The sequence below is a fragment of the Bacteroides sp. 51 genome, from assembly GCF_010500965.1.
Lineage (GTDB): Bacteria > Bacteroidota > Bacteroidia > Bacteroidales > Bacteroidaceae > Bacteroides.
Window position 1 is genome coordinate 1 of record NZ_QVMI01000055.1, and the last position, 11,943, is coordinate 11,943.

The following is an 11,943-nucleotide window of genomic DNA, read 5'->3' on the forward strand; positions in this document are numbered from 1 at the left end:
GGACATCAACTCTGGGAATAGATGATGTAAGACCTGCAAAGCAGGCTATCATTGCTTGAAAACCGAATCCCATTTCTTTAGGGATGGGAGTATGTCAATTTTAGCCTTTTCTGCAACGACTCGCTCAACAATATCTTTAAAGTATGTTCCAAGCGCGTGAGGAACCGCCACAACTTTATCGACAACGTTTTTTATAAACAACTTGTCATCATCATGTCCAATAGCAGAGATTACAGGAGTTCTCATATATATAATTGTTTCTATGATTACAAGGTCATCAACAGCTTCAATACCTGATCCACCTCCACGTATGATGGCTATTGCATCAAAACTCTTACTATCTAAATCTTTTAGCATTTTAGCAAAATCACTTACTCTTGCAAAAGACACCCTATGTTCTTCAAAGTCAATATGAGATGATGCAGCAGATTTGCCAGCGAGAAAGTCTTTATGTGTTATTGAGCCATCTGCATAAAGCAAGGCTATTTTAGGCCTAACTTCAGTATATAGCTTATTTTCTAAAAGCGTGTCTATAGTACGAAAACCCTTCTTTACTTTAATATTCCTTAGTTCAGCCAACTTAATATCAGTTTCACTTATTATTTGTTCTTGGACTACCTCAATACGTGTTACTTTCAATAGAATTTGAATATTTCCACCTTTCCTAACCTCTCGAGAAACAACCCCAGCGACCATGACTAAATTCCCGTTTGACACCTTCTGTTTTAACTCACTGCCAACATACAGAGTAATTTCATCACCAGTAAGTTCATCTCTCAAAATATCATAATTATAATAATTGGAATTTGAATTAACCAGATAGATGCCCCGCATCCAAATAGCTTTTCGGCTAGTATTCTGTTCGTGTAGCATATCACGGAATATATTCATCAACTCCGTAGGCGTATAAAACTGTGATAGTTGTTTGTCACTATTATTAGGAAGTATCTCCATGAGCAATTATTTATTATTTGCAAAATTAGACAATCTCATTCATTTTGTCTATCATAATAGAAACATTTATTTTCCCTTCTATACAATTGGTATTCTGTAAATAAGTATTATCTTTATAACAACTTAACAACATTCACTATGAAGGAAAATACATCAAAATCTGAAAACCAACCCCGAACCCTGGATAACAATCCCAAAGCATCCAATCAAGCACCTCTTGGCGTGATTCTTCAGCAATATAAAGAACGGAATATACAGCGATATGCAGGGGAAGAAGATGAGGAACTTATTCAAGAAAATTTAGAATCTGCTCCTTCAGAATCAAAAGAATCTATCCTACGAGAAAAAAAAACCAATAATACAAGGCTTCTATCTACTGACGTTGCACAGTTGGCTCTCATTTCTGTAAATCCGCAATCGGGACCTGTCCGGCTTGATGCGGAGCGATTTAATGGACCTGATCTTTATATGTGGAATCAAGACCAGCGTACAGGAGAAGATCCTAGTAATACTATTGGATTCACCGATTTGTTTACAAATTGGGCTGGAGCTCAGCTTGTTCCCACAGCTACATTTCACCGGGCACATGCCTATGGAAAACAGTTTGGTGGGGCGGGAAATGAAAGTAATGTAGCTTGGTGGGCGGGCGCTGCAGAGGACCAATGGACACCATTCGAAGATAGAATTCGTGGAGATAACAATGGAGGTAATGCTTTAAATTGGGAACCAGGCGAAGGAGAGTCTGGGAACTATAATGTTACACGAACGCTACACCCTTTGGAAATTCGAGTAAGGTTCAGAAACCGTTTAATATCAGCTTGTAATTGGGGTCTCCGGAATAATAGTACCTCTTTCCTAGCACTGCTTCCTACATTGGCAACTGATATGCAAAGAGAGGAAGCTGATCGAGCCAGAATAACAGCCTTAGCCCAAGTCAATACTGCTATAGATGATTTATTGAATCAAATCAATATTGATAATGCTGAAAGACTTATCATCCTTAGTATGACAATAAATTATACGAGAACAAACGTAGGAATAAATCCAGGGAATTCAAGAAATGATGTCAATAATACGGTACATAATCCACTTACGATTGATAATTTTGGATTAGTCGATAATGATCAGCAAGTTTGGAACGCATTAAGCACATTTGGTGGTATGTTCGGTAAAGGCAGACAACAATTATCTAGCAAATTGAATGTACGTCTGACAGCACCTATAATATCAAATATTGAAAAAGCACGTCTAGAAGACGAAGCAACTCAAGAGTTAACTGTCCAAGGACAACCCGCTCCAGCACCTAAAGATATAAAAATAAAATATGGAGAAAAGCTGCGTAATTGGCGAGCACTTAATCCTCAAATTGTGTTAGGCCCAATAATTGATGGTTGGGGACGAATATAAGTACTAATAATAGACAAATAGAAAAGACAAATGAACAGCAACTATCCATATATAAATTATTTGTTAACTGCTATTGAATGGGCATTTAACGACAAGCGATCGGCATGGATCAGAACTATTGATGAACTTGATAATAAGACAAATGTTTACGATTTAATTGATGTTTATCAGGCTAAAACAAGTATGTTAAGTGATGCTAAGCGAAGTCTTGAAGTATGGTATGTGATTCAGTACAAAAATGTTACACCATCTATTGTCGAAAGCACATCAAAAAAAGAGTCTGAGGTATTGTGGCGTGAATTAGTAGAGCTCAATACGGAACCTTTCATTAATGGACCCGATCCACTTAGTGAATTTATGGTTCCCGTTCCTTCCATCAAGCAAGGTGTACCTCCACTTTGGCTTTTGCCAAACCTAGACGGTTGGGGAATTCGTATATATGAAGACTAAACTTTTAAAAGGCAAATATATCACTTTATGCAGCATTTAGGACTAGAACAACGGTAACATCTATTCCTCAACCGAGACTATTACTCGAAATTCCATACATTAGACGAGATGAAGTAATTAGTCAAGTATCCAGGAATTTTCAAGTATCCAAAAAGAAGATGGTTCTCCTGCAAGCATTCCACCTTTGGATGATAGTTTATTGGACTATTCTATTGCTAATGCTAAGAATGCTACAGAAGCAGTCTTTATTTATACAGATATTTATCTTTTAATGAACTCATGATTAAGAAACTTTAAAATTATCACTTCGCTCCAGCGGAATTTATTTAATTATAATATTTTCTGTTGTAATCTGATCCGTCGCTCCTCCAGGCTAAGGTCCTACACCCATACTCTCATTTATCGTCCTTTTCTTAACTGCAAAGATGTCTACGCCAATGCAAGTTCAGGTCCTTCGGATTTGATTAAAAATCTCCATCACTTGGGTAGTATTTCTCCTCAAAAACTTGCACCGCCTATAATCATGAATATTTTTCATTTAATCAAAAAATAAAGCAAAAAGCCGTTTTACAATTAGTATGACTAATTGGTTTTAGGAAAATACCCGTGTAATTTCCAACCATACCATAAATGTCCAAAAGGACAAGCACACAGGAAACGAGCTTTTTTCCACGGTTTTGTTTGGCAAACTTTATTTACGCATCTATTGTCAGCCTTACAGTAATCATATAACAAACAGTCATTAAAACCTTTCATGATACGTATAATACTACCTGCAGCAAGAAGGTGCGCCAGCTTTCTTTTTGATAATTTTATGTCTGCTGTATTATAAAAGAATGTTTCATTTTTACCATTAGACAGAAGGGGTGACCCTATTAATGTAATGAAATCATTAAATACTTTATTTTCCTCCAACGGACCTCCAGAAATAAGTTTTGATAAAATCAACGGATCGTCTTTTCTCCATTCAAATGTTGTTTCAATTACAGCAAATATCCATTTTTTTAAAAGAATATGGTCAATAGTAGCAAATCGTCTATTCATGCTATCAATTGCTAGGTCTTTTATTTCTTTGATACCATCGATGTAAGAAATTCTTTTTCCATCCCCTGTTTCAATAACACTATTTGAAATAAATTCTTCTATTGTATCTTCCCATTGAGGTTGTATTCCTTTTTCTTCAACTATCACTAAGTAATCGATCAGCACTTTTGCCGGATGTGTAAAATTCAGAGCTAAATCACATAATGCAAATAAAAACTGTTTATTCTTACTTAATTGAGGCACATAACAATCAGCTAATTGCTCTACAATGGAATAGGGATAATTGGGAGATGGAACCATAGGAGGATTCCCGTACATTATTTGCTCTGCTAAATATGCCATACTTTCAGAGATATGGTAACTCCCTAGCTTAAATTCATACCTATTCCCTTTATCAGAAAAGGGAATATATACTTTAATTAGATTGATTCGCTGCCCATTATAGTTTTTAAAATTATCTTCAGTCCTTGCCTTTCCTGTAACTTTGAAATTTATATTATCTATATTTGGGGGCAGGCTTATTTGTGCTATTACAAATTTATTCATTTCTATGTTATACGCCACATTATTAATATCAGGTGGGGACGAGATGGGGCGATTAAACATTCCTTTAGGTTGGTTATATAAATAATTCGTAGCGTAAGATAAATATTCCCCATTAACATAAATATTATATAATCCTGTACTTGTCATTATGTCTTGAAGGAAATGAATGTATTCATGGAAGAATGTACACTGTGTTTCTTTATCCCATTTTCTCCAATTAGATAAATCAATACTTCCTTTTATATGTAAGTGGAACATATTTGGAATATAAAAACCTAGTGTTTCTGCATGAAGATAACGTCTGTCATTCATAAAATTTAAATTAATTTCCTGCAAAAATACCCATTAAATAGATTTAGCAAAAAGCTTATCAGTATTTTTAGAGCCTGTTTAAATTTTCTTGAAATAAAAGAATAAAGGGTTTCCATATTCTCTGATAAACATCTTTCTTTGAAGTGACCAAACCTAAAAGAGATGTATCCAACAGATATAACGGAAACCCAGTGGCAATATATGGAAAAAATTTTATTACCACAACCCAGGAAGCGAAAGCATGATTTAAAAGAGATATGGAATGCTATATTCTATTTGGTGAAAACGGGCTGCCAGTGGCGTATGTTACCTAAAGATTATCCCAAATGGGAATTGGTTTATTACTATTTCCGTAAATGGTCTGTTCTGGAAGAATTTGATTTACTATTGGGTCATTTACGCTCTAAAGTTAGAGTTCACTTGGGACAAAATGCTGCTGCCTCTGTTGGGATTATAGATAGTCAAAGTGTACGCTGGGGCAATAATACATCTCTTAATGGTATAGATGGGAACAAGAAAGTTAAAGGTATAAAACGGCATGTTGTGGTGGATAAAAATGGATTCTTAATCGCTATTATGATAACTGTAGCTAATATACATGATAGTAAAGCCGCTATCCTATTGATGCGGGTGCTCAAGGAATTATGTTCTTCAGTTAAAACTATAATTGCCGATGGAGGATACAGGGGTGAATTAGCCCAGTATGTCAGAAAGACTTTCGGCTATGTATTACAAGTAGTTATTAGTAATTATAGCAAACAAGGATTCAGACCTATAAAAAAGCGGTGGGTGGTAGAAAGAACCTTTGCGTGGCTGGATACCAATAGAAGGCTGTGCCGAAATTACGAAACGACATTTGATGCAGCAGAGGAAATGGTCAAAATTGCAACAATAAGATTATTATTAAAAAAATTTAAACAGGCTCTTATAATATTTGAATAAAATAGTTGTTTCCATTCGGCATACAACAATGTAGCTACAAATTCAAAGTCACCCTATTTGTATGGATACGTTTGGGATGACTTTACAGACGATCTACCTCCCTAAATGATGTGGTCAGTAATAGGGAATCCACCCATCTTCCAAAATGTCGTGCTTTTTATTTCTTTTGCCTAACTTTTCTATTAGGTTCAATCCCACTCTTCCGCAGGTACCGATATATAGTTTCCAGACTCTTTATATTCAACACCTTCATTATATTAACAACACTTTCTCCTGATCGATATAAGCTAGCACAACTACTGACTTTCGCCTCATGCTCTTTATTTATTCCACCTTTGGGTCTTCCAAATACCACTCCTTTTTCTTTGGCCAGCTGCCGGCCGGCTGACGTTCGTTCTACAATAACATCACGCTCGAATTGAGCCAACGCTCCAAGTATGTTGGTCATCAACTTGCCATAATGTCCTTCGGTGGTTATGTTGTCCTGAAGAGATATAAAGGCAATGCCGTCCTCCTGAAATTTATCAAGCAGTTCAAGTACACTTCGTAATGATCTTCCAAGCCTATCAAGCTTGCAAACGACTAGGGTATCTCCTTTGCGTAGTTTTTGAAGGCACTCTTCGAATCCCGGACGATTGAACCTGGTACCGGTATATTTATCTGTAAAGATCAGCTCACAGCCATTCTCTTTTAGGAGTTTCTTCTGAATATCTAATTTTTGCCCAGGTGTAGAAACACGTGCATATCCTATTTTCATGACTTATCATTTTTGCTACTAGCCAATATCCAAAAAATAATATAAATCTCAGGATTTGCTAGCACTCAATATATGAAACTAATAATTTGACTTATAGAGTAGCTATCAATTATCTCCATTTACAATATTTACCATATCTTGGAAAGCCAGCATAAAATTGGTATTAGTCTTCTTGATTTTATCATATTTAGCTTTGATATCTCTGCTTTCATCGAACGTTTCCTTAGCTACTTTATTCCAACGAGGAAACTCACTAATAATATACCTCAATGCTTCACTTGCAGTTTTCTTCCCTACTAATTTCTTAAACACCTCAAGATATTCCGCTTCTTCTTTAGTGAAGCGAAGAGTGATAACCGAAACTTTTTCTATAGCCATACCTTTTCTATTTTATCATTATCTTCTGAACTGTCGCAAAATTTGCGACAACTCATATATTACCAGTTGGATTATATTTAAGCATTATGCAAAAAATGCATATTACAGCAAACTAATGATCGTCACTGCCGGGATATTCATTTTAGAAAAAGCAAACCATTTCTTCCCTAGGTCTTTCAATGAAGCTCCTATATGATATACATCTGTATTATCAATTATTAAAAAGCGATCATGGGATTGCCTATATTGTTTTATATCAATCTTGGGATATTGACTGTTATGCTTTGATAAATCTAAGTTCAGTTGTGGAGTGATGTTCCCAGTATAAATAGTAGCTTTTACTCCAGAGGAACGTTTTGAGAACATTAATAAAACACTCTCATCGACATAGTTGTCAATCAAAACTAAACTCTGTTTTGCAGATTTAATTAGATTAGTAACAAATGTATAGGCATCAAATATCTGGCCATCAAAGAAAATACCTTCGACCGGTGGGAGAGAAGTTCGCACAAAGAAATCTACCTTATCCTGAAGCTGCTTAATTTGTTGTTGTTGACCAATGAATCTTGTATTTATATTATTCTCCAATTGATTCAATCGTTGATTTATGGAGTATCCTCTTAAGAGATAGTCTTTTAGGATTTGACTAGCCCATTGACGAAACTGAACTCCTCGTTTAGAGCCAACTCTATATCCTACAGATATAATCACATCCAAATTATAAAAATCAATATTCCTGTTTACGCTTCGAGTACCTTCTTTTCGAACTACTCGAATTTTTCGAGTAGTTGGATTTACCTCTAGTTCATTAGTATTATATATCTCTTTTATATGGTAAGTAATAGTGTTTTCCTTTACATCAAATAATTCTGCCATTTGTGACTGAGTTAACCAAACAGTTTCATCTTCCAGTCTTACCTCCATCTTAACCGCTTCATCCGGTTGATATAGTATAATTTCTCCTTGAGCTTCCATTATTACGATTTAATTTGAAACTACAAATATACAACAATCGAATAATATAAACTCATGTTACAAGCAATATTTTGATGATTTACACTTTTACGATTTTATTATAATTAAATCGAAGTAAATCTATTCGGGTTTCAAATCCTAACAAAGAAAGGATTAGTAGTACGACTATAAAAGCCGTACTAACAAAATTGCAATTTCTTCTACTAAAGTATAAGCATTCAAATAGGACTCAACATCCATAAGAAAAGGGATTGAGTGCACCCACTGGCAAAATTTCAAAAAAGTGTTCATACAAAATTGATTTAAAAATTTCACCTCTAAGGATTTGAAGCCTTTGAAACCGTCTGAAATTTGATTTCGATCCGAACAGCACGAAACATCTGTTATTTTCATTTTCTTAAGGTTTAAATTACAGTGGACCTATGACCACCGTAATCAAAGGTAATATGGGACTCAGCCGTGACAGGGACAGCGTATTTATATGCCACACAAGCCACACAGAGTGTATTAAAAGAAATCGAAAAAGAAGACGTTTAGTTTTGAAATATGTCGGATAGTTCAATAAATTATTACTCCATATTTATACTTATTATGTATATTTGCAAAATACTTACTCCAAAATATGGCAAATGTCATTCATGTTCATATTATCGGCCAGCACAGAGATCATTACTTTTCCAAGGTTTCTGCTATTTATTCGGTCCTGACAGCTGCAGAAGTTGGTATGACCTACGATCCGTTATCCCGGGCTATAAAATCCAGAAATGGAACTGTAACTACTAAGGTAGCTATTATCAAACAAAGTGAATTAGTCGGGAATAAGAGAGGAAAAGTTATTCATGTACACCTAATGGGAAAAGGTAAGGACTATTACTTCTCAAAGATATCTGCTGTTTACTCAGTATTAACTCCTGAAGAAGTTGGTATGACTTATTCTACTTTAAGCCATGCTGGCCTATCTGGTAATGGTACAGTATTTACCAGAAAAGCTATAATTAAGCAAGCTGTATTAGTTAGTCCTAATAGGAACAATAAGAAAGAATTATAAACTATCTTTGCATAAAATTAATATTATAATAATGGATATAAATCACATTAAATCACTCATCAAGCAAAAGGAAAGCATTCGTTTAGAATTTAAAGAAGCCAAAAGAGCAGTACCTAAATCTATGTGGGACTCTGTTTGTTCTATGTTAAATAGAGAAGGTGGAGATATTATTCTGGGCGTAGATGACAATAACAATATTACTGGTGTAGATGAAACACAAGTTAATAAACTTATTAAAAATATTGCAGACTTATCTAACGATCATACAAACATCAATCCTCCTTTTTTATTATTTCCTGATAAGGGACAGATAGACGGGAAATGGGTTATCCACATTCCGATTCCAGAGAGTTCTATGGTACATACTTTTCGTAATATACATTATGACCGGAGCGATGAAGGTGATTTTCCTGTTCCGGCATATGACATAAATAAATTATATGCGAGAAAACTTGGATATTTTACTGAAAATAAAGTGTTTCCAGCTTTAAAATATGAACATTTTGACCCAGCAATATTTGATAAGACAAGAGGATATATTAGATCTATGAATCCAGATCACATATGGCTAGGGTTAGACAATGAAGCTTTATTACGAAACGCAGGATTTTTTAAACGGGATTTTAATACTGGAATAGAAGGTTATACGCTTGCCGCTGCACTTGTCTTTGGTACAGATGAAACAATTAGAGGTGTCATACCTCACTATGAAATTGATGCTATAGTGAAAATTTCTGGCGAAGAAGATCAAAGATTCGATGATAGAATAATCATCCAAACTAATTTATTGGACGCTTATGAGAAACTAATGTCGTTTGTCGAGAAACATCTGCCAGATAAATTTCATCTTGAAGGTGATCAAAGAATTAGTTTACGCACCAAAATTTTCAGAGAAATAGTTGCCAATCTCATTGTCCACCGTGAATATGCCAGTCATGCAATAGCTACATTTATTATATATAAAGATAGAGTCGAAACTAGTAATGCAAGCAATCCTTTCCAACAGGGACCTTTAGATTTAAACTCACCCTATCATCATCCTAAAAACCCATTAATAAGTAACTTCTTTATGGCACTTGGATTCGTTGAAAAATTAGGTTCAGGAGCTTTTTATGTATCTAAATATATCAAACAGTATTCTGGAGTAGATAAAGCTCTGTTTATTGAAGGAAGTGTCTTCAAAATGATTATTCCACGGCCTTTAGCTCAAAATGTAATTATCTCAGATAGTAAAAATGTTCAAACGGGCACTGAAGCAGGCGTTCAAACGGGTGTTGAAGCAGGTGTTCAAACGGACACTGAAGCAGATGTCCAAACGGGTGTTGAAGCAGGTGTTCAAACGGACACTGAAGCAGATGTCCAAACGGGTACTGAAGCAGGCGTTCAAACGGGCACTGAAATAGATGCTCATAGAAGTACTGAAGCTGGAGACAAACCAAGTATAGCTTTTTTTCTTTTTACAAGAAAGGAAAAGCAAGATAATACCAACCCCACAAAAAACTATCAATGGATGATCTTTCGAGGAAAAGTCGTAAAAACTGTTGAGAACGCTTATAAATCGGCATCAGTCAAAAATAAAAATATAAGCATCCCATCCCCCAAAAACACAGGAAAAGTTGCAGATCTTTTAGAGTTTATTGGGATGAAAGGATCAGTTACCAGAGAGGAAATTTATGAATTCCTTGATTATAATAGTAAATCTCCGGTGGATCGAATTATTTATGTTTTAACAAAACAAAAATTAATAGATAACCCTGGTGGGTCAAGAAATAAAACTTATTCACTTAAAGGTGAAATTAAAGAATTGATTGAGAAATATTATAAATAATCATAGACCGAATGTTTGTGATAGAACTTATTTAAAAGGTTATTAATCACACAATTCTAACATGGATTTGTCTAAATATAAAGAGAATTGTCCATCCCCAATTTTATCATAATTACAAACTTGTCAATGGGAATGTTTTGTTGATTTATTTGGAAATGGACATGAATTATGGTCGTAACTAGCGACCTATCAATCTGTGCAATCCCAATGATCCAAATTTGTAGTTTAAAAATAAACCAAAATATAAATCATTTATTCTTGACTTTATGGCAATTTTTAATACATTTGCATTTAATTAATCTGTAAATTCCAATTCTTATGAAAAAAGTATTATTTCTGTTTATTTTGACAATTTCATTCCTATCATGTAAAAAAGAAAATGGTTTAGTCGGAACGATGTGGGTACATGAGTCTGAAGCATCAAATTCAGAAGCTCTAAATAGTTTAGGGACGGAATATGTGATTTTTACTTCTGTAACTGAATGTTGTAAGATTTATTCTAGTGCAGGATTAGGTGTCTTCCGATATGATTATCACTATACTCTTAATGGGGACAGTATCCTGTTGTCGTTGCCTCCTGGGAAAAATTATAATGTTAGTGGATTTTATATTTTAGATAATAATAATTTGGAATATAGATCATGGAATGCAGATGGGATTGTTGATCTAGTTACTAAATGTCGTCGATTAGAAAGTAATTAATTGTTCAAAGAAAATCTCTTGTGCTTGGTTAACGCCATAGTTACGCTAATATGAGTAAATCTTGAGACTTGAAATGAAAATTAAATGGCATATAAATAAAACTCGTCAGCATGGGCTTTATTTATTATGATATATCTGATTCAGTCTCATTGTTAATTTTATACTTAATCCATGAAATGTATTTCTGTTCATAGAAAAAAAGGTTGTCGTGACAAAGATGAATTCAATTTCCCTGATGATATGCCATTAGACGCCAGGCTGGAAATTCTCATGGCTGATTACAAATCTTCTAGAAATTCTTTTAAGGACAAATACTTCTTTGATGAGATAAGAAAATTCCCATCATTAGAAGAAGCTATAATATTTGCAGCTGGAGCAGTAAGTTCAACCTGTGGGAAACACCCCCATCAACATCGTATATCATGCTCAACACTTCTAGCCTATGGATATAATTTAATTCAATATACGGGAAATATTAACCTAGCTAAATCTTTTGATGAATTACGCTTTTGTCCCCTGAAAGCCCACTTCTTTAGGTGTGGGATGAAAGCATTCTTCAAACCATTCATTTGTTTTTTTGGTCTTGTATGTATTGGGTTA

The 11,943-nt window shown here is 34.6% G+C and carries 12 protein-coding genes; 7 read left to right on the plus strand and 5 right to left on the minus strand.

Features of this window, described 5'->3' with window-relative positions; all coding sequences use genetic code 11:
* Positions 1-48: 48 nt before the first annotated feature.
* Positions 49-954 carry an exodeoxyribonuclease VII large subunit gene (locus D0T87_RS22855; protein WP_163178368.1) on the minus strand — a complete coding sequence of 302 codons (906 nt, stop codon included), beginning with the start codon at positions 952-954 and terminating at the stop codon, positions 49-51.
* Positions 955-1,092: 138 nt separating this feature from the next.
* Between D0T87_RS22855 and D0T87_RS22860 the strand changes: the two genes are divergently transcribed.
* Positions 1,093-2,361: a hypothetical protein gene (locus D0T87_RS22860; RefSeq protein ID WP_163178369.1), complete on the plus strand. Its 1,269-nt coding sequence runs from the start codon at positions 1,093-1,095 to the stop codon at positions 2,359-2,361.
* Positions 2,362-2,391: 30 nt separating this feature from the next.
* Positions 2,392-2,811 (plus strand): hypothetical protein, encoded by a 420-nt coding sequence (locus D0T87_RS22865; protein ID WP_163178371.1) that lies wholly within the window; start codon positions 2,392-2,394, stop codon positions 2,809-2,811.
* A gap of 582 nt (positions 2,812-3,393) precedes the next feature.
* Here the strand turns inward: D0T87_RS22865 and D0T87_RS22870 are convergent.
* Positions 3,394-4,713, minus strand: coding sequence for a hypothetical protein (locus tag D0T87_RS22870; protein ID WP_163178373.1), 1,320 nt, complete (start codon positions 4,711-4,713; stop codon positions 3,394-3,396).
* Between the two features lie 162 nt (positions 4,714-4,875).
* Here D0T87_RS22870 and D0T87_RS22875 point away from each other — a divergent pair, with 162 nt between their 5' ends.
* Complete coding sequence (locus tag D0T87_RS22875; protein ID WP_163178375.1) at positions 4,876-5,655, plus strand: IS5 family transposase; 780 nt, start codon at positions 4,876-4,878, stop codon at positions 5,653-5,655.
* Between the two features lie 157 nt (positions 5,656-5,812).
* Here D0T87_RS22875 and D0T87_RS22880 read toward each other — a convergent pair whose 3' ends face one another.
* The 3 genes from D0T87_RS22880 to rhuM all read right to left on the minus strand — a co-directional run bounded on the left by D0T87_RS22880 (position 5,813) and on the right by rhuM (position 7,765).
* Positions 5,813-6,412, minus strand: a complete 600-nt coding sequence (locus D0T87_RS22880; RefSeq protein WP_163178377.1) for a recombinase family protein — start codon at positions 6,410-6,412, stop codon at positions 5,813-5,815.
* 105 nt (positions 6,413-6,517) lie between these two features.
* Positions 6,518-6,790: a hypothetical protein gene (locus D0T87_RS22885; protein WP_163178379.1), complete on the minus strand. Its 273-nt coding sequence runs from the start codon at positions 6,788-6,790 to the stop codon at positions 6,518-6,520.
* A gap of 102 nt (positions 6,791-6,892) precedes the next feature.
* Positions 6,893-7,765 (minus strand): RhuM family protein, encoded by an 873-nt coding sequence (gene rhuM, locus D0T87_RS22890; protein ID WP_163178381.1) that lies wholly within the window; start codon positions 7,763-7,765, stop codon positions 6,893-6,895.
* A gap of 850 nt (positions 7,766-8,615) precedes the next feature.
* Between rhuM and D0T87_RS25210 the strand changes: the two genes are divergently transcribed.
* From D0T87_RS25210 to D0T87_RS22915, 4 genes are all read left to right on the plus strand, one after another.
* Positions 8,616-8,813: a hypothetical protein gene (locus D0T87_RS25210; protein WP_163178389.1), complete on the plus strand. Its 198-nt coding sequence runs from the start codon at positions 8,616-8,618 to the stop codon at positions 8,811-8,813.
* A 31-nt stretch (positions 8,814-8,844) separates the two neighbouring features.
* Positions 8,845-10,641 carry an RNA-binding domain-containing protein gene (locus tag D0T87_RS22905; protein WP_163178383.1) on the plus strand — a complete coding sequence of 599 codons (1,797 nt, stop codon included), beginning with the start codon at positions 8,845-8,847 and terminating at the stop codon, positions 10,639-10,641.
* 318 nt (positions 10,642-10,959) lie between these two features.
* Positions 10,960-11,343 (plus strand): hypothetical protein, encoded by a 384-nt coding sequence (locus D0T87_RS22910; protein ID WP_163178385.1) that lies wholly within the window; start codon positions 10,960-10,962, stop codon positions 11,341-11,343.
* A gap of 171 nt (positions 11,344-11,514) precedes the next feature.
* Positions 11,515-11,943 (plus strand): hypothetical protein (locus D0T87_RS22915; RefSeq protein ID WP_163178387.1); only part of this gene is annotated, 429 nt, incomplete at its 3' end.

Excerpts from the sequence above, each read along its gene's own strand:
- D0T87_RS22870 (WP_163178373.1), bottom strand. The coding sequence starts at position 4,713 with ATGAATGACAGACGTTATCTTCATGCAGAAACACTAGGTTTTTATATT.
- D0T87_RS22880 (WP_163178377.1), bottom strand. The coding sequence starts at position 6,412 with ATGAAAATAGGATATGCACGTGTTTCTACACCTGGGCAAAAATTAGAT.
- D0T87_RS22905 (WP_163178383.1), top strand. The coding sequence starts at position 8,845 with ATGGATATAAATCACATTAAATCACTCATCAAGCAAAAGGAAAGCATT.
- D0T87_RS22860 (WP_163178369.1), top strand. The coding sequence starts at position 1,093 with ATGAAGGAAAATACATCAAAATCTGAAAACCAACCCCGAACCCTGGAT.
- D0T87_RS22885 (WP_163178379.1), bottom strand. The coding sequence starts at position 6,790 with ATGGCTATAGAAAAAGTTTCGGTTATCACTCTTCGCTTCACTAAAGAA.
- D0T87_RS22855 (WP_163178368.1), bottom strand. The coding sequence starts at position 954 with ATGGAGATACTTCCTAATAATAGTGACAAACAACTATCACAGTTTTAT.
- D0T87_RS22875 (WP_163178375.1), top strand. The coding sequence starts at position 4,876 with ATGTATCCAACAGATATAACGGAAACCCAGTGGCAATATATGGAAAAA.
- D0T87_RS25210 (WP_163178389.1), top strand. The coding sequence starts at position 8,616 with ATGGGAAAAGGTAAGGACTATTACTTCTCAAAGATATCTGCTGTTTAC.
- rhuM (WP_163178381.1), bottom strand. The coding sequence starts at position 7,765 with ATGGAAGCTCAAGGAGAAATTATACTATATCAACCGGATGAAGCGGTT.
- D0T87_RS22910 (WP_163178385.1), top strand. The coding sequence starts at position 10,960 with ATGAAAAAAGTATTATTTCTGTTTATTTTGACAATTTCATTCCTATCA.
- D0T87_RS22865 (WP_163178371.1), top strand. The coding sequence starts at position 2,392 with ATGAACAGCAACTATCCATATATAAATTATTTGTTAACTGCTATTGAA.